Source organism: Fluviispira vulneris (assembly GCF_014281055.1).
Taxonomy (GTDB): Bacteria; Bdellovibrionota_B; Oligoflexia; order Silvanigrellales; family Silvanigrellaceae; genus Silvanigrella; species Silvanigrella vulneris.
In genome coordinates this window covers 820,816-842,459 of sequence record NZ_JACRSE010000001.1, presented here as the reverse complement: position 1 = coordinate 842,459, position 21,644 = coordinate 820,816, and the positions used below count along the sequence as shown (strand labels likewise).

The 21,644-nt window shown below is 34.3% G+C and carries 20 protein-coding genes; 12 read left to right on the top strand and 8 right to left on the bottom strand.

Annotated elements, in window-relative coordinates; translation table 11 throughout:
- Positions 1 to 94 precede the first annotated feature (94 nt).
- Positions 95 to 505, bottom strand: a complete 411-nt coding sequence (locus H7355_RS03385) for a GNAT family N-acetyltransferase (protein ID WP_186645195.1) — start codon at positions 503 to 505, stop codon at positions 95 to 97.
- Between the two features lie 392 nt (positions 506 to 897).
- On the bottom strand, positions 898 to 1,536 hold the full coding sequence (locus H7355_RS03380; RefSeq protein ID WP_186645193.1) for a SanA/YdcF family protein: 639 nt from the start codon (positions 1,534 to 1,536) through the stop codon (positions 898 to 900).
- A 142-nt stretch (positions 1,537 to 1,678) separates the two neighbouring features.
- Between H7355_RS03380 and H7355_RS03375 the strand changes: the two genes are divergently transcribed.
- Together H7355_RS03375 and H7355_RS03370 are read left to right on the top strand one after the other, a co-directional pair.
- A complete protein-coding gene (locus H7355_RS03375; protein ID WP_186645191.1) occupies positions 1,679 to 3,601 on the top strand; it encodes a hypothetical protein in 1,923 nt (640 codons plus the stop codon).
- A 70-nt stretch (positions 3,602 to 3,671) separates the two neighbouring features.
- Positions 3,672 to 4,319, top strand: a complete 648-nt coding sequence (locus H7355_RS03370; protein WP_186645189.1) for a DedA family protein — start codon at positions 3,672 to 3,674, stop codon at positions 4,317 to 4,319.
- Between the two features lie 8 nt (positions 4,320 to 4,327).
- Here the strand turns inward: H7355_RS03370 and H7355_RS03365 are convergent, their stop codons facing one another.
- From H7355_RS03365 to H7355_RS03355, 3 genes are all read right to left on the bottom strand, one after another.
- Positions 4,328 to 4,750: a 6-pyruvoyl trahydropterin synthase family protein gene (locus H7355_RS03365; protein ID WP_186645187.1), complete on the bottom strand. Its 423-nt coding sequence runs from the start codon at positions 4,748 to 4,750 to the stop codon at positions 4,328 to 4,330.
- Positions 4,751 to 4,762: 12 nt separating this feature from the next.
- On the bottom strand, positions 4,763 to 6,064 hold the full coding sequence (locus H7355_RS03360; RefSeq protein WP_186645185.1) for an ABC1 kinase family protein: 1,302 nt from the start codon (positions 6,062 to 6,064) through the stop codon (positions 4,763 to 4,765).
- 150 nt (positions 6,065 to 6,214) lie between these two features.
- Positions 6,215 to 7,018, bottom strand: a complete 804-nt coding sequence (locus H7355_RS03355; protein WP_186645183.1) for an S-adenosylmethionine decarboxylase — start codon at positions 7,016 to 7,018, stop codon at positions 6,215 to 6,217.
- A 205-nt stretch (positions 7,019 to 7,223) separates the two neighbouring features.
- Between H7355_RS03355 and H7355_RS03350 the strand changes: the two genes are divergently transcribed.
- The 10 genes from H7355_RS03350 (at position 7,224) to H7355_RS03305 (ending at position 19,904) form a co-directional block, all read left to right on the top strand.
- Positions 7,224 to 8,648, top strand: a complete 1,425-nt coding sequence (locus H7355_RS03350) for a DHH family phosphoesterase (RefSeq protein WP_186645181.1) — start codon at positions 7,224 to 7,226, stop codon at positions 8,646 to 8,648.
- Positions 8,645 to 9,418, top strand: coding sequence for a hypothetical protein (locus H7355_RS03345; RefSeq protein WP_186645180.1), 774 nt, complete (start codon positions 8,645 to 8,647; stop codon positions 9,416 to 9,418). Before H7355_RS03350 ends, H7355_RS03345 begins: the two co-directional genes overlap by 4 nt.
- Before the next feature lie 171 nt (positions 9,419 to 9,589).
- Positions 9,590 to 11,788 (top strand): glutamine synthetase III family protein, encoded by a 2,199-nt coding sequence (locus H7355_RS03340; RefSeq protein WP_186645178.1) that lies wholly within the window; start codon positions 9,590 to 9,592, stop codon positions 11,786 to 11,788.
- A 260-nt stretch (positions 11,789 to 12,048) separates the two neighbouring features.
- On the top strand, positions 12,049 to 13,704 hold the full coding sequence (locus H7355_RS03335) for an argininosuccinate synthase (RefSeq protein WP_186645176.1): 1,656 nt from the start codon (positions 12,049 to 12,051) through the stop codon (positions 13,702 to 13,704).
- Between the two features lie 18 nt (positions 13,705 to 13,722).
- A complete protein-coding gene (locus H7355_RS03330) occupies positions 13,723 to 14,703 on the top strand; it encodes an amidohydrolase family protein (protein ID WP_186645174.1) in 981 nt (326 codons plus the stop codon).
- A 1-nt stretch (position 14,704) separates the two neighbouring features.
- Positions 14,705 to 15,841 carry a hypothetical protein gene (locus tag H7355_RS03325; RefSeq protein WP_186645172.1) on the top strand — a complete coding sequence of 379 codons (1,137 nt, stop codon included), beginning with the start codon at positions 14,705 to 14,707 and terminating at the stop codon, positions 15,839 to 15,841.
- 46 nt (positions 15,842 to 15,887) lie between these two features.
- Positions 15,888 to 16,532: an orotate phosphoribosyltransferase gene (locus H7355_RS03320; protein ID WP_186645169.1), complete on the top strand. Its 645-nt coding sequence runs from the start codon at positions 15,888 to 15,890 to the stop codon at positions 16,530 to 16,532.
- Positions 16,525 to 17,616: a hypothetical protein gene (locus H7355_RS03315; protein WP_186645168.1), complete on the top strand. Its 1,092-nt coding sequence runs from the start codon at positions 16,525 to 16,527 to the stop codon at positions 17,614 to 17,616. Before H7355_RS03320 ends, H7355_RS03315 begins: the two co-directional genes overlap by 8 nt.
- Positions 17,617 to 17,668: 52 nt before the next feature.
- Positions 17,669 to 18,739, top strand: coding sequence for an FUSC family protein (locus H7355_RS03310; protein ID WP_186645167.1), 1,071 nt, complete (start codon positions 17,669 to 17,671; stop codon positions 18,737 to 18,739).
- Between the two features lie 133 nt (positions 18,740 to 18,872).
- Positions 18,873 to 19,904 carry an ROK family protein gene (locus H7355_RS03305; protein WP_186645166.1) on the top strand — a complete coding sequence of 344 codons (1,032 nt, stop codon included), beginning with the start codon at positions 18,873 to 18,875 and terminating at the stop codon, positions 19,902 to 19,904.
- A gap of 30 nt (positions 19,905 to 19,934) precedes the next feature.
- Here the strand turns inward: H7355_RS03305 and H7355_RS03300 are convergent, their stop codons facing one another.
- The 3 genes from H7355_RS03300 to H7355_RS03290 form a co-directional block, all read right to left on the bottom strand.
- Positions 19,935 to 20,429: a MarR family winged helix-turn-helix transcriptional regulator gene (locus tag H7355_RS03300; protein ID WP_186645165.1), complete on the bottom strand. Its 495-nt coding sequence runs from the start codon at positions 20,427 to 20,429 to the stop codon at positions 19,935 to 19,937.
- Positions 20,430 to 20,451: 22 nt separating this feature from the next.
- Positions 20,452 to 20,874, bottom strand: coding sequence for a type II secretion system F family protein (locus H7355_RS03295; RefSeq protein ID WP_286190642.1), 423 nt, complete (start codon positions 20,872 to 20,874; stop codon positions 20,452 to 20,454).
- 202 nt (positions 20,875 to 21,076) lie between these two features.
- Complete coding sequence (locus H7355_RS03290) at positions 21,077 to 21,622, bottom strand: type II secretion system F family protein (RefSeq protein ID WP_186645161.1); 546 nt, start codon at positions 21,620 to 21,622, stop codon at positions 21,077 to 21,079.
- Between the last annotated feature and the right edge of the window lie 22 nt (positions 21,623 to 21,644).

Below are 21,644 nucleotides of genomic sequence, written 5' to 3'. Positions count from 1 at the left end.
TTAAAAAAAATAAATTCGTGAGAGTAACAAAGTCCATTAAAAATAAAAGCATTGAATAAATATACAAATAGTTTATTATATGCATAACTATTTTTTAAGTAGAAAATACCTTTATATCAGCAATAGTTTTAAATCCAAAGCTTTCATATAATGATTTTCCATCATTGCTAGCAGATAAAACAATATTAGATACATTCTTCTTGAACGAAGTATCTATTAAAGTATTCATTATTTTTTTAGCGAATCCCTGTCTTCTATATATAATATCCGTTTGTACGTCATCAATGACAGCATAATTATTATTTATGATGAGTCTTGCCCAAGATGCTAAACTGTTATCAACCTTGGCACAAAAAAATAGAATATTTTTAAACAGCATTTTATCAAAATTAATAATAACTTTGCCTCTTTGCTCATTATACCAATTTACTTGATCTTGATCCTGTATGCACTCAATTGTTGGGTCATTAGAGTTATAGTGCGACTTATTCAATTTCAAAGACATAAAAGATTCATTGACTAGATTCTTATAACCCTTATTTTTCATATGCTTGCATATTTCTTCACTTGGATTAAAAAGGCTTTCAAAATGAAATTCATTTTTGCTAAGTGCTGTAAAATCTAAAGCGTTAAAATTATTATAACTCCAAACAAAAAATTCTAATTTTCTTAAAATAGAACCAATTGGAGTGTCAAACTGAGCTAAGATAAAATCTTTCTGTTGATTTAGTTCAACATAATTTATACATCTTGATTTTGTCCAGCCTACTACAAATTCTTTAATTTCTTTTTCAATATCTAATAAATAATTTATGAATTCCCTTTAATCATTATAGTATTTAAATATTAAGAATAATTTTAATTTATATCATAAAATATCGCAATCTGTCAAATAAATTAAAAAATAAAGTTTCTTTCATCAATAGGTGGTACTTTAAAAATAATTTGAAAAAAGTCTTTTGTTCTAGCAAAAAATTCTCTTGACGAGTAATACCATTTTTCTTTGACTTCGCCTGCCCCAACCCCATCGGCTTCAATCCCAACTTCGCGGGCAATCCAAACTGCTCTAGGTAAATGGAAATTTTGTGAAATAATATATGCGCTGTTTATATTATAAATTTCTTTCGCCCGCAAAATCGTTGCATAAGTGCTATAACCTTTTTCATCTGTAATTAAACTCTCTGCAGGTATTTTATTTTTGAGTGCAAATTTTTTCATAGCAGTGGTTTCACTATAATTTGTATCTGTTCCATCACCACTCATAAGAATATGTTTCACTAATTTTTTATGATAAAGGTCGATTGCTGTTTCCATCCGTGCTTTTAATACACCTGATAGTAAATCACCATGCACACTTGCGCCAAGGACAATTGCATATTCTTTTGGAGTTAATGGGGGAGGGGCATTTCTAGAATTGAGGTACACAATGAAATTTGTAATTGCAAAAATCGCAAGAATTAAGAAAATAATTGCAGAAAGAAGAGTTAATATAATGCTGAAAATTTTTAAAGCAATTTGTAATATTTTAATAATCAAATTTTCTCCAATCCGTTAATCAAGTGTGCAGCTAATCACCTCACCCAAGTTTGTCTAAAATTTGCAGCCTAGTGTCAAATTGCTGAAGCTTCTAAATGAGTACGAAATTAACATACAATTTAAAGAACAAGGGAGCCTCTGAGTGGAAAAGTCAAAAATTGTCAAATATTTAATTTTAGCATTTTTGCTTCTGTTTTATATTGAGAATTTATTTTCGTTGGAAAATCCAACAGCACGCCCCCCGAGTACACAAGGTGACTCATATTTATTGCCTCCTGTGCGGAGGGTCGGAATTGATATTTTAGAAAGTAATGTGGATAAATTTAGAATTTTCATGCGCAAACAAGACAGAGTTTTATATGGTGTGCCAGCCCTACCTTTTAGCGAAACTGAATTGCGCAAAGATCTCGTTGCGGATGTTGATGAAGAAATTCAAAATACAGGGCGTTTTTGGAGTCTATCTTTATCTGATTTTATGAAACTGATTCCCTTGAGTGGATCAGCAAAAAACTCACCTGAAAATGTAAATGCAGATAATCTAAGAGTGAATCTTGAATCGGATTACAATTTGGATGCTTGGATTCGGCCATCCATTTATTTTGCTCCGGATCAAACTCTCGTGCGTGTGTCAGTAAGAGGCGCTGGAATTATGGGTTCTATCTGGGCGCGAGAAGATGTTATGATCGAACCGCAAGCCAGTCGCTCAAAAATAAAAGAAGCATTTGCTCAAGCCGTTTCACGTTTGATTGCGACATTAGGTCACGACGGTAAAGTGACATATATGCGTGAGAATTTATTAACTGTAGATTTTGGTAAAGAACGAGGAATTGTTCGTGGTGAAACCCTTTATGCAGGTTACGTTATTTTATCGAGTTTTCATCCACAAACAGGCGAATTTTTACGAGCCAATCGGATTCCAATCCATGCTCTTAAGGTATTGGAAGCACGCCAAGGAAGTTCTCTGTGCCAAATTGTGTCGTCCGATCGTGTTTCATATGAACAAGCATTAAAAATTCTTGATAAGCAAGATGTTCAACTGCTCGTTTGGAAAAAAGAACAAAAATTAAATAATACCGGTTGGAGAGATCCTTATAATCCAGAAACCGCTCCCATGTTAGGCGCGGCAGAGGAAGGTTTTGAATCTCAGACAAGAAGAGAGAAAATGCGTTCGATGTTACCTCCAGTCGTTTTTGGAAAAGACAAGCAAGAAAAAAACGAACCTGTTTCGATGGATAAAGACAAGATAGATAAAAATAATTTAGAAAAAGATAAAACGGCAAAACTTGATAAGAAAAGTGAAATTGCTTTAGCACAAGAGGAAAGCTCCAAACCGCAAGCTGAGCAGCAAGGACTTATTTCTCCCCAGCTTCCTCCTAATGAAGGCGAAGAGGTTGAAATCAGTAAGCCAAAGAAAAAAATTTCCATTGATGATCCTAATACTTGGGATCCAACAAGTCTAAGAATTGGTGCTGCTCTTACATCGGGCTCATATTTTGGCAATTCTGCAGGCATACCAACAACTTTAATAAATACATTCAATGCATCAGGAAAAATAGATATCGATTCGACTTTTGATCTCTATATAAATCCATATGGACAATTTTCATTTTTTAACGGCTCAACTATTGAGGGTTCAAGTTATTATGTTGGCATAGGTGGTTATAAGGTTTTATGGCGTAACCCTGTTCCTTCTGGAGTTTTTCGCATAGGAGGAGCTCTTGAATATATGGGAGGAAGTGTTTTACAGTCCGATGCTGCTTTTAGTATTTCTAAAATTTCTGTTTTTGCCAATGGCCGATGGTCAGATAATATTGATAATATTGGTGATTATGAATTTGTCGGTGGATTTTCTTTTTTTGATTTTATCCAAGGAAAATCTGTTTGGGCACTCGAGGCAGATCTCAGACCTTTTCGTTTGATGACAAAAGAATTATTATTTCGGGTTGCTGCAAAAAGATATCTGGAAGGATGGTTTGAAGTTTCTATCGGTGTATCTTGGGATTTTCTTCCTTCAGAATCATATAATTTAATTAAAGGCAATAATTCTAAAAGAGAATACTTTTAAGATTGTACTTCATTTATTTTCCGGTATAAGAAATATGAATACGTGATAACTCCAGGAGGATTGTTACTTTATGGATTTTTTTCATACGCTTTATCAATTTATTTTATCAGTATTAAATGATCCCATATTTCTGATACAAACAGTAGGATATATCGGTCTCATTTTAATTGTTTTTGCTGAAACAGGTTTATTGGTAGGCTTTTTTTTGCCAGGGGATTCATTGTTAATTGCTGCAGGATTATTTGCTGCTAAAGGAGATATGCAGATCTCAATTCTTATTTCTACACTAACTGTGTCTGCAATTGTAGGTGATGCTGTTGGTTTTTATATTGGCAAAAAACTTGGTGCATTGCTATATAGTAAGGAAGATTCTTTTTTCTTTCGCAAAAAACATATACAATATGCGCATGATTTTTATGAAAAACATGGTGGAAAAACTATAATTATAGCAAGATTTATTCCTATTATAAGAACTTTTGCTCCTACCGTTGCTGGAGCTGCTGAGATGACCTTTTCTAAGTTTGTATCTTACAATATCATCGGTGGGTTTTTATGGGTTTGGAGCATGGTATTTGGTGGATATTATTTAGGAAAAATGTTCGGAGATAAAATAAATGACTATATTCATTTTTTAATTGTCGGAATAATCTTTGTATCGTTTATTCCTATTATAGTTAAATGGATAAAATCAAGAAAAGAACAAGATAATCATGCTTGAAATATATCCTAATTTCTCAAACGTGTTGCAAAATTTGTTTCTGTTTCCCATAAAGTAACTGAGTAAAGCTCAAGTTTGTTTTTCTGTTTACTTCCAATAGATTTATCAAGTCTTTTCCAGATTTCTTCAATAAAAATTTCGATTGTTGGGATTTTACCTTCAAGCCAAAGCACATCAAAATTTAAATGTTTATGATCGACGTCGTTGATAATATTCTCATACACGATGTCAGAAAGATCTTGTAAATTAAAGAGCATGCTTGTTTCAGGATCCACTTGACCTGTAATTGCAACCTCGAGTTTATAGTTATGCCCATGCCCATTTTTACCTGCACATTTGCCATATATTTCTTTATTTTTATCATCACTGAAGGTTGGATTAAAAAGCCTATGACTGGCGCAAAAAGAAAAATTATGTTTTAAAATAAGCATTATCAATCCTTTTTATTGTAAAATATTTACAAAAAGTTCTCTGGCAAAGACCGTCGCCCCCAGCTTTTCCATCATGATTAAATTTCCACCAAGTCTTCTATTCATAAATATGATTTCAGAAGCTGGAGCTCTAAATTTAGTCAATTTCATTAAATGAAAAGACTCAGAATTTATTCTTTTTAACATATCACAGTTTCTCCAAGAATAACTCTCATGGATAAAGGGCTCCATTGCAAGCTGCATTATTCTTAAAAAACTCTCTTTTATCTCATTGCTGTCATCTGTAAATAAAAAGCCCATTTTTACAGCAACATTTATTATGTTTTCTTTATCTTCAGCTAGGCTTACACGACAAAGTTCAGCATAATTTTGGATAAGATCGGAACTTAATTTTTGTGTAGCCCCAAAATCGAGCAGAACAAGTTTGCAATCCTCAGTGATAAGAAAATTACCGGGATTGGGATCGGATTGAATATGTTTGAAAGTTATAATTTCTTTAAAGACAAGATCCAATAAAAGAAAACCTATTTTATCGCGCTTTTTTATAAGTTCGATATCTGAATGCATTTCACTTTGATTGCGTGTCATCCATTGTTGGAGATTTTCACCTTGGATCCATTCCGTGGCTAAAATATTTTTTCGACAAAGATGGGAGATTGTTTTTGGCACAATAATATTGGGATTGTTACTAAAGTTTTCTTTATAAAGTTCATAAAAGTTTTTTTCACGTATAAAGTCGAGTTCTTCAAGAAAGAGTTTTTCGACGGCTTCGAAAGTGTGATCATAGTTTGCCATATTTGGCATAATATTCGCTAAATTGATGAGTCTTTTCATGTTTTGAAGATCGGATTTTACGCTTTTTTCTAGATTTGGATATTGTACTTTAAGAGCGATATAAGTTCCATCTTTTAAACGTGCTTTGTGGACTTGACCAATACTTGCGGCATGAACTGCTCGTTCTTCGATGTATTCAAAGTCATCTAAATTACCAAATGCCTTTAATAAAATGGGTTCTATAAAGCTCCAATCTTTGGCGGTTGCGTTGGCTTGTAGTTTGCTCAATGCTTCTTTCCAGCCTGGGGGAAGCATTTTTTCATCCACCATGCTTAAAATTTGTCCAACTTTCATAGCTGCGCCTTTAAGATCATCGAGACCTTTGACGAGTCTCAATGCAGCTTCACTGATAGGCGAATCCCCTTCACTCAATTTACTTAGTTTTTTTTGAATGGCCTCATTGCCTGCTTTGAGGGCAGTGCTGCCAATGGTTCGAATAAGAGATAATGCTCTTGATTTTGAACTGTTTTTTTCTCTCAAAGCAACTCTCCTTTGCCTACGTTAAGAATAATATATAACATAAAAATATTTTTTCGTAACTGATGTTTACTGATATGTTGAATAAAAAAAATTCCTTTATGAAGCATTATTTCATAAAGGAACTAAAAATCTTTGTTTAAAAGAAAATGATTATTTTAAACGGGCAACAGAATCTATTTCTTTGCGAATAAGAGCCATTTTTTCGGAAGCAATGTGTGGTGGAACAGTTCTTGGATTTCTAAAGTAACAACTCTCATCCAATTCTTTTCTACAAAACATTGTTTGATAGGTATGATGTTCTGGAGAGTTTTTATCTATGGTGTCATATTCTCTTAGTATAAATGGGGAGACAAACTGAGTGATGCTCTCAATTTCATGATCCATGTATATTTTTTCGTTCTTTTTATTTCGCGCAAAACCTCTGACAACATAATCCACACAAACGACGTCTGTTTCGAATGCCTTGAACATAAAATCCAATGCATACAAAGGTGAAATGCTTCCACAGGTTGCTATGTCAATGTCAACGCGAAAGCTACAGATACCAGAGGGATCAAGACTGTCTGGATAGGTGTGTGCACAGATATGACTTTTGTCTAAATGAATGGAAACCGTTGACTGAGCCATGAGATTGGCTTGTTTGTCAACAATGTTATAAGTTGATTGAGAAATCATATTTGATTGTTGAGTTGCTTGATCGCCCTTTAAATCGCTCATGAGCAATATAACGCTTGCACCATATGGATCGAAATCTTTTGAGCTGACGTTTAAAACTTCAGCATCAATTATTTCTGCAATTCGTATGAGTTGGGATTCAATTTGACGTGCGGAATACCGTTCATCAATATACCTGATATACGAAGCTCTTTCTTCATCATTCAATGCAACAGCAAAGTCATATAGATTGAAGCTTAAAGCTTTCGTTAGGTTGTTAAAACCAAGTATTTCTGTCATCTTATGTCCTCATAGAGCCCTGTGAGATTCTAACCTAACTAGGTTATCTTATTCAACAGGTTACGCAATGTAGTATATTATGAAAATTGCGAGGCAGAATTGCCATCCCAAACAGGGGGGTAAAATATTGTAGCATACTCCAACTTGCAAGAACAATTATCAGGAAGTATTTATCTGATTAATTTCAAATAGTAAGGTGTATTAGATGGATTCCAAACGTGGTCTTTTCCTAGTGATATGTGATGATCCTGAACTTGCATCAACATTAGTGCACATTCAAAAAAATATGGATATAAAGGTTTGGGTTCCCAGTAAATGTGGTCAATTACAAACTTCTTTAATCGATGCCTGTGAAGATTCCATTCATAAGGAAGCTCTCGTCAAAGGGGATGTGACCAAAGCCTCTTTCTTTTCTCAATGGAAAGAATATAAGCCTATTTGTGTTGTCCTATCTTTGAAAGACATAGAAAAATATTCAAATATTCGAGAACTTATTCTGACTGAGTTGCCCGATGCTCGTATTCTATCTTTACAGATTGGCCATCCTGAAGAAGTGCCTCGCAAACTCATTGATAACGATCGTGAACTTGTTTTGTCGTGGACTGAATTGTTAAGCAGACCTATTAGTGCGGAGTTGAGACACATAGAAAGCAGTCACCGCGTAAAAGAAGTGCGAGATATACTTGATAGTGGTGACAAAATAGCTCTTTTATTACAACCCGATCCTGATCCCGATGGATTAGCATCAGCTCTTGCGTTGAGAGCTTTGTTAGGGAGAAACAAAGTTTCAACTCCCATAGTGACGTTTGGCAAAGTCACACGCCCTGAAAATTTAGCCATGTTAAGATTGCTTGATTTAGAAGTCATAACTATTAAACCAGAAGACTTAAATAATTTTGATAAAGTAGCTTTGCTCGATACGCAGCCAACCCATTTTACTGTTACCTTACCAAAGGTTGATGCCATCATTGATCATCATCCCATGACTGGAAATTACAGTGATATTCCATATTGTGATATTCGTTCGAAATATGGAGCGACTTCAACAATTTTGACAGAATACTTACGAGCTGCTGCAGTAAATATTGGGCAAAGATTAGCCACTGCGTTACTTTATGGAATAAAAGCCGATACTCTACATTTAAATAGAGAAGTTATTGATGCAGACCTTTATGCATTTATATCGCTCTATCCTGATATCAATTATAATTTATTACGTAGAATGGAAAAACCTGAGCTTCCTATGCGCTTTGCACCCGTTCTTGCGCACGCTTTAACGAGTATGGCCGTAAAAGAGTCCATATTAGTGAGCTATATTGGTGAAGTTGAGAGAGAGGATCTTATTCCGCAAGTAGCTGATTTTATGCTTCAATTTGAGGGGTCAGAGTGGGCTATTTGCGCTGGTATCTACGAAAATAACCTTGTTATGAGTGTGCGCAATGTGGGATATGTGAAAAATGCCGGAGACGTTGTAAAAAGAATTATCAACGGTTGGGCGAGTGGCGGTGGGCACAGAACTATGGCAAAAGCAATTTTCCCAGTCGAAGGTTGGAAAGAACGATATGGCAATTTAAATTCAGAAAATATAAAAGCAACGGTGTTGAATTTATTTATTAAGGAAGCTTTATGAGTTTTTCTGAGGAGCAGCAAAAAAGATCGATAGAGCCATTGCACACAGGTTTTGGTTTTTTTGCAGAGTCGATAATTGATAAGTCACAATATCTTCCTTTAAAAGAATCAGAACTCACAGCGCAAAATAATGCTTATCTAAACAGTGATATAGAAAAAAGTCCTATTATTTTAAATGAAAATTACTATGCGGAAAATATAAATGAGTTGCCTATCAATCATGAAAAAGATGCTGCTGTTATTAAAGAAAAACAATTAAAAGCATTTTATAATGATCAAAAAGATGTTGATGTTGATAACAATTATTTTGTGCATCCTTTTTTTGCTTTTCTTGCTTGGACAGTCGATGCGTTGGTAGGATTTTGCTTTCTTATTATTTCCCTGTGTGTCAATACTGTTTTTATTCCAAAAGGATTTTTCGATGTAACTTCTTCATTAGTAAAATATTTATCAGTGGCGACAGTGGATTTAGGTGTTCTTTATACATTTTTATTTTCATTGCAAGTTTGGTTTTTTATGGCAATTCTCGTCTTCTTATTTCAATACTCAATATTAGGCTTTGAAGGGGCGACATTGGGTAGATGGCTCTTTGGGATTTCAATACAAAATCATAAGGATAAAAATGCGAAAGTCTCTGAAAGAACTAAATTTTGTGCCGCTCTATCAGAATCTATGTTGTTAGGAAGTATTCTATCATTTCTTTTCATAATTCTCCTTCCATCCCGTGTTCCCATCTTCTTTTGGATGCGTTATTCATCAAAAAATCTTTAAATCACTTTGGACTTTTCATATTTTATGCTACGAGCATGTGACGACTTTTGAGAACATGTTTTTTGCGTTTAAATAAATGCAGAGTCTACATATATAGAGGAAAATAAAAAATATAATATATTAATATTGTATTTTTTGACTCGTGATTTTTAAGCAAAATGGAGTTTAACCATGAAAGATTCATTTTCTAATTCTGCTGTTAACATTCGTAAAATACAAAGACCACAGAATGCGGATGGAAAACAATCTCGCATTGCTGATTATTTTGCCTCAAACGTTTTTGATTTGCGAGCTATGGTTAAACGCTTATCTTCACAAGATCTTGATGTTATGGCAAAAGTCATGAAACATGGTGGCAAGATCGATGCCCATTTAGCAGAACGAATCGCTGCGGCGGCGCGTGAGTGGGCTATGGAAATGGGGGCAACGCATTATTGCCATTGGTTCCAACCACAAACAGGCACAACAGCTGAAAAGCACGATGCTTTCCTTTGGTTTGATAAACAAGGCAACCCAATTGAAAGATTTACAGGACCCGAGCTTTTACAAAGTGAACCCGATGCCTCAAGCTTTCCATCTGGTGGTATACGCTCAACTTTTGAAGCGCGCGGTTACACGGGTTGGGATCCTTCTAGCCCTATGTTTATTATGGAAACTGAAAATGGGAAAACCTTATACATTCCATCTGTCTTTATAAGTTATCATGGTGATGCACTGGACTTTAAAACTCCATTATTACGTTCAAACAAAGCTCTCTCAGAAGAAGCGGTTAAAACCTTGCATTTCTTAGGAGAGAAGAAAGTTAATTATGTTTCGACTTCTGTCGGACCAGAGCAGGAATTTTTTATTGTTGATAAAGAGTTAGCAAGAAAAAGAATCGATTTAAAATTTTCCGGTCGAACTGTTTTTGGTCGTAGACCTCCTAAAGGTCAGGAGCTGGAAGATCATTATTTTGGGCAAATACCAAGTCGTGTACAAGCTTTTTTTAATGAACTTGAGGTTGAACTTTATAAACTTGGTGTGCCAATTAAAACTCGTCACAACGAAGTGGCACCAGGTCAATTCGAAATAGCTCCCATTTTTGAATCTTCCAATATCTCAGCTGACCACAATCAATTAGCAATGAAATATATAAAGAGTATCGCCCTAAAACATGGATTTATTGCTCTTATGCACGAAAAACCTTTTGCAGGTGTGAACGGCAGTGGCAAGCATGTCAACTGGTCCATGCAAGATTCAACGGGACGTAATCTTCTGGACCCAGGGGCAACACCTCATGAAAATCTTGTTTTCTTAACTATGCTATGTTCCGTATTGCTTGGTATCCATGACAACGCCGATGTTCTAAGAGCGTCCATAGCTTCTGCTGGTAATGATCACAGACTCGGCGCAAACGAAGCTCCTCCAGCTATTATTTCAGCGTTTTTAGGCAATACCCTTGATAAGATTCTCAATTCTCTTGAGTCGGGTTCTGGTGATATTATCAATGCTGAGAAAGTCATGATTGATCTTGGCATTTCCCATTTACAAGGTGTTGCAAAAGACAATACCGATCGCAATCGGACATCGCCTTTCGCATTTACTGGCAATAAATTTGAATTTAGAGCGGTTGGATCCAGCGCATCAATTAGCTATCCTACGGCAATTTTAAATGCTGCTGTTTGTGATGGACTGAGTAAAATCAATAAAAGATTGGATGCACGTGCACAAAATGGCAAAGTTTCCGATAATATTATTCTCAGCGTTTTAAAAGAAGTTATTATAGAAACAAAAAAAATTCGCTTTGAAGGAAATGGTTACTCACAGGAATGGCTTGAAGAAGCAAAACAACGAGGGCTGTCGAATTTTCCAATGACTCCTGACTCACTTGCTGCTCTTGCTGACGAAAAGAAAGTTCAGTTCTTAATAAAAGCAAACATATTTACGTCTGAAGATATTGCAAGTCGATTAGCCATTCAACAAGAGCGTTACATTAAACAGAGCTTGATCGAAGTTAATTGTGCTTTAGAAATGGCACAAACTCAGGTTATGCCAGTGTGTTTAAATTATCTAGAAAAGCTTATGGATAATGTGAAACTTTCGAAAGAATTAAGCATACCATCGCCGGCAATTAAATTTGCAGAAGAATTTGGGAAAGAATTTAATCATTTCTTTTCATCACTAAATTCTCTTAAGTTACAATATGATAAAATTTCAAACGAAGAATGTTATGAGCATCACAATTTAAATTCTACAGCTATTTTTATTGGCCAACATATTTTACCTAAATTAGTTGAATTACGGAATACAGTAGATCAATTAGAAGGATTAGTTCCACATAATTTGTGGCCTTATCCAAAATATTCTGAAATGCTTTTTGGCATCGATTAAAAATGAAGTTTTAACTTGACTCAGAAATTATTCTCATATAAGTATCTTCGGATGAATTTTTTTCGAGTTTCTTTTGTTTAGGACTTTATCATGTTATTTGTGCATAAACACAAGGCTTATTCTCTAGCTATAGAAATAAGGTCACTCGTTTTAGAAATTGAGATATTTTAGTTTTTTGCTCCGCATTTGCGGGGCTTTTTTTTTGCATATTTTAAACCCAGTGCAAATTGTTTTGGGGCTATTAAAGAAGGGATCTTACAATGACAGATTACGTTAAAGTTGCATCATATGAAGGCCGCAAAGGTGAAATTCGTAAAGTTGTTCTTTTGTATTCTGGCGGACTGGATACTTCAGTTATGTTGAAGTGGATTCAAGAGCAGTACAATGCTGAGGTGATCGCATTGACCATAGATATTGGTCAACAGGCAGATAACCTTGAGGAAATAAAAGAAAAAGCTCTTCGCCTCGGGGCAAAAAAAGCTTATGTGATCGACGCAAAAAAAGAATTTGCTTATCACTATTTGGCAAAGGGAATCAAAGCCAATGCCCGTTACCAAGGTGACTACCATCTCGCGACACCACTGGGCAGGCCTCTCTTAGCAAAAATTGCTGTAGATATAGCTCGTGAAGAAAATTGTGACTGTATTGCGCACGGGTGCACAGGTAAAGGCAACGATCAAGTGCGGATTGAGGGTACGGTATTAACATTAGCTCCCGAAATGAAAATTATTGCACCCGTTAGAGAATGGGGCATGGGACGCGATGAAGAACTTGAATATGCACGCATCCACAATATTCCTGTAAAGCAAACAAAAGACTCACCTTATAGCTATGATGACAATATGTGGGGCGTTTCTGCTGAAGGAGGTGAGATTGAGAATCCTGCGCTTATTCCTAACTTACCTGCTATTTTACAGGTGTGTAAAATAGTTGAGAACACCCCGCATGAGCCTGAACTCTTAAAAATTGGTTTTTTAAGAGGAATTCCTGTGCAATTAAATGGACAGGACATGGATCTTCCATCCATTATTCTTGAGCTCAACAAAATAGGAGCATGTCACGGAGTTGGAGTTACCCATCATTTGGAAGACAGAGTTGTTGGTCTCAAAGTGCGTGGTGTGTATGAATCCCCAGCTGCGCACACAATCATACGTGCACATGAGACCCTCGAAAAATTTGTCTGCACTCGACATGAAAATGAATTTAAAATGATTGTCGATCAAAAATGGGGATATCTCTGCTATGGAGCGCTTTGGCATGAGCCTTTGATGGATGACCTCAATGCTTTTATTGAAAGAATCAATGAAAAAGTAACAGGTGTTGTTACTGTAAAATTGTTTAAAGGTCGCGTTGATGTTGTGGCAGTTGAAACACCAAATAGTATATTCGATGAAAAATTAGCAACTTTTATGAAGAGCAATGCTTTCAATCAAAATGCATCGGCTGGATTTACTGAAATTTATACAATGCAAATGCGACTCTCCCAAGAAAAAGAACGTTATGCACTTGTTTCTGTAGGTGGTGATCAGAATAAAGAAAAATTTGCTCCAGCAATATCTGAACTTTATTCGCTTGGATTTGTCTTGTTTGCAACACAAGGGACGCATAATTATTTAAATAAACTTGGAATAAAAAGTGTTCTTGTCCATAAAGCAAATCAAGAAAATCACAAACCAAACTTAATTGACTTATTAAAACAAAATCGCTTCGATTTAGTTGTGAACGTGGCTTCGCCAACCAATTCATTGAGTGAAGAAATTGATGGAAAATCCATTCGCAGCTGGAGCGTAAAAAATGGAGTTCAATTGATCACAGATTATGATGTACTCAAAGTTACTATTGAGAAAATGAATAAATCTGTTAAATCAGGTGTTTCAAAAAATATAGAATCATCAAAGAAGCCAGCTTTACTTTAATATGAGGAGAAATTGAGTATGTGGAATCCCTTTGCAAAATTATCAGAAACCATTGCAGGACATGGGGGATTTGTAAATGCCCATGCTCATTTTGACCGCGCGTATTCTGTTTCTTTATCAGACTTTAATGATGCTCATGGAAGCGTTAATAGTCATTTATTTGATAAATGGAAGTTGGTTGATAAATTTAAGAAAAATGCTTCGGAAGAAATTTATTATCATCATATTTTAGCAGCTCTCAATAACCAACATGAACAAGGTGTGCGCCATTGTCTGTCTTTTATTGACTGTGATCCCATTGCTGAAGAAAGAGCTTTAAATGCGGCTTTAAAAGCGAAAAACTTTGTTGCAAGAAATTATGAAATGAATTTTTTAATTGCTTGCCAAACCTTGAAAGGGGTTTTGCATAAAGATGCTCGCAAATGGTTTGAAAAAGCTTTGGAACATGTTGATATTATCGGTGGTTTGCCTGGTGTCGATGCTGGTCAAGAAAAAGAGCATCTTGATGTTTTATTGAAAGCTGCTAAAGAAACAGGAAAACGAGTGCATGTACATGTCGATCAGTTAAATAGTGCTGAAGAAAAAGAAACAGAATTGTTGGCTCGAAAAGTCATTGAGTGGGGATTGGAAGGTAAAGTAACAGCTGTACACGGTATTTCTATTGCGGCACACAACAAGGCTTATCGCACAGAACTTTATAAACTCTGCCGAGATGCTGGTCTCAGCTTTGTCGCTTGTCCTACAGCTTGGATTGACAGTCGCAGAACAGAAGTTCTATCTCCCACACATAATTCTGTCACACCCATTGACGAAATGATTCCTGCAGGACTCACTGTTGCGCTTGGTTCAGACAATATTTGTGATATTTATAAGCCTTTTGCTGAAGGAAATATGCTCACAGAATTAAAAATATTATTAGAAGCGAATCATTATTATGATATAGAAGAATTGTTACGTATTGCGACAGTCAATGGTCTAAAAGTTTTAGGATTGGATTGAAATGTACAATGCAAATGCAAGCTACGAAGAAAATTATGCTCGTGGGCCAGATAAAAATTATTTACGAAACAGACATTTTCCGATACTCGAATATTTAGAATCCCCTCAGTATGATTTTTTAGGAGTCCCTTTGCATATTCCATTTGGAGTTGCTGCAGGGCCTCTGTTAAATGCGGATTATGTGAGGGTTGCTTTAAACGCAGGTTTTTGTTTGCCTGTTTATAAAACAGTACGCTCAGTCGCTTGGGAGTGTAATAAATGGCCCAATATTCTATCTTTAAAATCGGAAAATAAGTCTCTGTATGCAGAAGAAAATAATCTTGTCATAGGTGAATTGTTTTCAGAAAGCGATTATTTAAATAAAAAAATATCAATATCAAATTCCTTTGGTGTTCCAAGCCAAAGTGTCGACAAATGGCAAAGTGATTTGGCGACTTTAAAAGATTATTCAACAAAAAAAGGCTATCATGTTTCGTTAAGTTTTCAAGGATCACGTTTATTAGGTGCTAGCACCAAAGAAACAACAGAAAATTTTTACAAAGATGTTTTAAAAATTACTGAAATCGCTTGTGAAGGTATTCTAGCAAGTGGATTTTCAATCATAGAAATGAATTTGAGTTGCCCAAACGAAGCGCAAGCTCCTCTATATAAAGATTTAAAAAGTGCGATTGCAACGATAAATTGCGCTTATAAAATTATTTCTGAGCTGAAATCTAAAGTAAAACTTGTAGTGAAGCTAGGCGTGTTGAACGCAGAAGAAACTCGTATTTTTCTTGGAGAAACAGCTGGAAGAATTGATGCAGTCAGTGCAATTAATACAGTATCTGCAAAAATTACACAAAAAAATGGTTATCCTGCTTTAGGAAATGGTTCTTTAAATGGTGGAGTTTGCGGTTCGTATATTTTTGATCAAGGTTTAGAGATGGTCGCTTTATTATGTGAGACTCGAGAAAAATTGGGTATCCAAAAGAGCGATCTTGGAATTATAGGTGTGGGTGGAGTCGTGAGTGCAAAGGAATTTGCTTCTTACCGATCCGCTGGTGCTGATATCGTGCAAGCCGCAACAGGAATGATGTGGAATCTAGACTTGGCTTCGGAAATCGCCAATCATTTAAAAGTACCTTGTCAATTATCCTAAAATTAAGCGTACATTTTCAATTATCATTATAGAAGGAGTTTGAAGAGTGATTTTAAACTCAGAAATGCAAGAAATTATTCAAGGTTTTTTTGAAGCAAAAGTTATACAAATAAAAACCAATCCCATGTTTAAATTAACAAGTGGGAAAGAATCACCAGTTTATATCGATCATCGGAAAATATTCAGCCACCCTCAATTGCGTCGTAAAGTTATTAAAGCCTTTGCAGACTCTTTACTTTCGCAGTATGCAAAACAATTTACTCAAGATATTGTAGTTTTTGCTGGCACTGCAACTGCTGGAATTGCGCCCGCATATGCTTTAGCAGACTATTTTAATTGCGGTTTTGTTTATGTGCGTAGCAAAGCCAAAGAGTATGGTCTGAATTCTGTCATTGAGGGCTTCATTCCAGATGAAGCACATGTCATTGTAGTAGATGATATGGTAACGACAGGTGGAAGTATCTTGCAAGCGTGTGAGCATGTACGTAAAGATGGTTTTCAAATTTTAACAGCAGTGAGCTTATCACAGCACAGTTTGAAAAAAGTGAAAGAAAATTTCACTTTAGCAAATATACCGTTGCACAGTCTGTTTAAAACGACAGATATTTTTGATATAGCGTATGGTAAAAATATGATAACTGGGCGTGAAATGAAACTGATTATGGAGTGGTTAACTCAATTGGATGAATAAAAAAGTAATTTATCAACAACTCTTACTTGTGTGGGAAAGAGATTATCGCTCTTTTATTCAAGGAGTAAGAAGTTCATTAGCAATTTTAAGTGTTTTTGCTATTTATTATTTTACACGCAATCAAGAACTTATTTTTATGGGATTATGCGCTTTGGGTTTAACTCAAGCGTGTACCCGTTGTCCTTATTGGCGCATAGAATTTAATATGTTGTTAGCATATTTATTTTCTACTGCGCTTATTTTTATAGCTTTTCCCTATTCAATGACTTATTTATCTATAGCTTTTTTTTCTTTCTTTTTGGCTTTTTTCATTCATATTTTTTCATATTACAAGATACCATCGGTTTATTCAATATGGATCTTTGTTATACCTCAATACTCTCTATTTTCACAGTACAATTTTAAAGTCACAAAAGAACATGCCATTATGAATACGATAGCATTCATAATATCATTTTTTATCAGTGCGATTTTATTCAGACCGCGTCTTAAAAAAGAATGTTTATTTGAAATGCGTTCAATTTTAAGAGAAATGTCTTTTTATATTGAGTCTGTCGAGAAATATACTTTTAATAAATCGGACGAGTCTGCAAATTATTTGACCATGAGGCGACAAAAAATATTTTCACGGATTCAGAGCTTAAGATTAATGCTTAAAGAGATCGATCTTCAGATAAAAAGAAGTAACCAATTAAAAGAAAAATTTTTTATTTTTTATGTTTTAGCGACTTTAGAGGAGCGCTTTATCGAAACAACGATTGGGATTAGCATTAAACTAAGAGTTTTAAACGTTCCAGCAAAATATGAAAATCAAGTGCGAAACATATTTTATTCAATAAGCAGAATAAATAATTCGCTATTAAACTTTTTAGTTCATAATAAAGATATTCGTATAGATGATATAAAGAAAATATATGAAAATTTATTTAATGATGCTAAGAATGAATTTAGCAAAATAGAAACAAGCCACGAAGAGTATGTCAATGATGAATTTTTTACTGAAATATTGGCTGTAGGATTACAATTAAAAGATAATATTAGTTTGCTTAATGCCGAACTCAAATTTCTATGTCGGAATGAGTGAAGATATGCTTCGAAATTTATATTTTAAAAATTTGGAAATTTTTTTCAAAACGATGATCAATTTTGAAATTATGGAAGTCCGACAAGCTTGGCGAGCTGGAGTGATCTGTTTCATAGCTGTTATTCTTGATGAGTTTTTCTTAAAGACCGAGTTCCCTGGTTGGATTCTTATCACATCTCTCGTTTGTTTGCAGGCCAATTTTGGAGCGACTGTAATTAAAGCCAAACAAAGACTTGTGGGAACGATTCTTGGCTGTGTATTGGCTTATTTTATTGTTTTCTTATTTCCGAATGATATGAATATATATATATTATTTATTTTTCTTTCTATCATATTTGCAATTTATAATACAGTAAATACAGTGCAATCATACACATATTCAATTTTTTTCTTTACTTTTGCTCTTATGATGTTATATGTAACCGCCCATCCCAATGGAATATCTTTTGCTATTTTACGAATAGAGGATGTTGCAATAGGTGCTTTGCTTGGTACCTTAGGTTCATTTTTTCTCTGGCCAAATTTTGCAAAGAAAAGTTTTCATACTGATCTTAAAAATATAATTAGAGATAAGGATATTTTGTTTGAATATATTATAGAGTGGATTGATGGAAAAAAAACATATGAAGATATTTATGTACAGAAAGTATTGTCAGCAACACAAAATCAAATGGCGCGCAATCGAATTCTTGAAATATATTATGAAATAGGTAAAAGAAATTTTCCATCAAAGGAATACGAAGCTTTTATTTTGTGCCAGGAAAGAATTCATTACTCGTTATTAACAGTTTTGAATGCACTAAGAGTTGGTTCATTAGAAAAAAGAATGGATTCTTTTCTTTTTGTAAAAGAACAAATGCAAGCTATCCAAAATTATTTTAATGAATCTGTTTTACGCCTTCCATTGTCGAAAGAAAACGCATTAGAATTAAGAATAAATTCCCTTGCAAATTGGGACTTTCAAAGTGTTGAAGTCAAAATCACTAAGGATCTTTATAACAGTAAAGGCCGTAAAATTTCATTTGAAGAAATTAAGTTAAGATCTCTTTTGGAAAGATTATTTCAAGAAATTAAACTTATGAATATTGAAATTGATAAATTGCATGAATATTACTCAAAATAACAAATAAATGTCATATATACAAATCAATGTGTTAGCTAAAAATCAATAAATGTTAAATTAATGTTGATATGACGGCTATAAATATGGCAAGGTAGGAACACTGATTTTTGTTGGTTCTGTTGGAGAGCATATTATGTATCTTATTGGATTCGATATAGGTGGAACAAAAATTGAAGCAATGCTTCTACATTTTGGTATAATGAAAAAAGAAGAAAGCTATCTCTCTTCTTTTGAGTTTCAAAAATCAACGGGTGAAATTGTTCCTGGTTTTGTGCTTTATAAAAAAAGAGTGTTAACGGAAAGGCATAATGGATATGAACAAGTCATTGAAAAAATGTCTCAACTTGCCAACGAAGTCTGCGCAGAAAGAAATTTAGATCTACATTCTTTAGCAGGAATCGGATTGAGCGTACCTGGTCCTGTTGATCCCATTTCAGAACTTGTTACTTCAAGTAATACGATGATTTTAGTAGGGCACAATCTACAAAAAGACCTACGTAATAAACTCAATGTCTCTTTTCCAATACTATCAGAAAACGATGCCAATTGTTTTGCATTAGCAGAAACACTTTGTGGTGCAGGAATTGAACACTTTAAAAAGACAAAAATTCCAGTGAGTAAACAAGTTTCTATGGGACTTATATTAGGTTCTGGATTCGGTGGTGGACTGATAGTGAATGGTCGTGCTGTTACCGGAAAACGTGGGGGCGCAGGAGAAATTGGTCACATGACTCTCTATTCGGAAGGTCATCCATGTTATTGCGGACGTAGAGGATGTGCTGAGCAATATCTATGTGGACCAGCGCTTGAAGCATCACTAAATTCACGTATTTATTCACAAATTGAAAAACGTCCTTCTGCTCAAGAAATTTTTCAACTCTATAATACTCAAGATCCAATTGCTTTGGCTGTGGTCAAACAATATAAAAAAGATTTAGCAAGTTTTTTAGGAACTCTCACCTGTATGCTTGATCCACATTATTTTGTTTTAGGTGGTGGTTTGAGTCTGCAAGATATTATTTATGAAGGTATTGAAGCTAAAATAGGTGAAAATACTTATTTACCTGATAGCCCTGTCACAGTGTATAAGCACCGAATGGGAGATTCTTCAGGAGCTATAGGTGCAGCATTGGTTGTTTTGGAACAAAATAGATTACACTTTTAATATTCATATTAATAATCTTTTTCTCTGTTCTTAAAGAATTCCTTCAAGATTTTTTCTAATTGTTTTAAGAACATTTGCTAGTAAGGCTTTCTCTTGTTCTGTAATGTCTTTTAAAACTTTAGGTCTTATTGATTCACTTACTTGCAGAGCATCCCCTAATTTTTTCTCACCCAAATAGGTAAGCTTTAAGCTCTTTGCTCGTTTATCATGGCTATCGTCGTGTTTATCGAGCCATTTTTTATTCTCCATATTTTCAAGAGAGCGTGTGAGACTTTGTGGTTCAACGTCCATTACAAATGCAAGATCTGCTTGGCGAATTCCTGGGTATCGACCAATATAAACAAGGATTCTCCGTTCAAGTCGACTCAATTCATAATCTTTAGCGATTTCACCAAGTTTATTGCGCCATAAATTAATAGTGTCAATAAAATAAAATTCAAGAAATGCTTCAGTAGATATATTCTCAGAACTGATTTTCTGGAGTGCTTTCAGTTTATCATGTGCGGTGTTTTCTATATTTTCCATAACCTTCCTTTATAAACAAGAGTCAGTTGTTAAATGATATAATAAAATCTTCAATTGATGCACTTCCTAATAAAATAAATATAACTGGAAAAATAAAGAAAACCAGAGGAAAGATCATTTTTACGGATGCCTCACTTGCTAATTTTTCGAGCTCTGTGTTTGCTTTAGCTTTTAGATGACTGCTCAGCTGGTTTAAATTCTCTGTGAGTGAGGCTCCGAGTAGAAGGGAAAGAGTAATATTTTCAATAACTTCTTGTAAATCGCTGTTGCTTTCTGATTCTGGAACTGATTGTAAAGCCTCGAGAAAAGAAGAGCCTAAATAATATTTTTTTAAAATTTTTTTGCAATTTTTCTGTAAATTGTGATCGGTGATAGAAAAGCATGCTCGCTCAAAAGCTTTAAAAGTGTTTAATCCTGCTTGTAAGTTTAGCACTAAGGTGTCCAAAAAATCTGTCAGAGCATATTTAGAAAACGTGCTTTTATTTTTGCTTCTACCAATAAAAAAATATAAAATTTTTAATTTGCTTTTTTCTGATAAAAAGTCATTAAGTATTTGTATGGTTGAAATATTTGTAGATTTATTTTGTTTTATGAATAAATAAAATATAATTAAATTCGTGATAATAAAAGAAATTATTAAAATAATATTAAACAATTTTTGTGATCCTTTTTAGAATAATGATTCCGAATAAATTAAAAATAACACAAATTATTAATAAAATATTTCCAATAATATTATAAAAAAAGAAAAGTATATGCTCTGGAGATATAAAGTAAATTATAATAAATAATATTGATGGGATAGATGATATAATAATCGCTTGAAATTTCATTTGAGCAGTTAACACTTTTATTTTTTGTTCAATTTTAATACTACTCATAGTCTTTGCTTTGGCATTTTCTAAAATTGAGCATATTTTTGTGCCGCTTTGGTGGCCTATTTGTATGGCCGCTAAAATATATTGTAAATGTTTGTTGTGACGAGATGAGCTTTTTAAATCCATAGCTTTCTTAACGGATTCTTGGAACGAAAGACCTTGGTGGTAAGAATTGCATATAACAAATAAATATCTTTTTATTGTTGGGCTCCAATAAGATTTTTTAGCAATTATTACGATTGCCTCAGAAATATGAATTCCAGCTTTTAAAAAAGAATGCAGTGAGTCGATGAGGGTTGGAATTTCTGAGAGCAAGTTTTTCTCTTCTTGCTTGAGT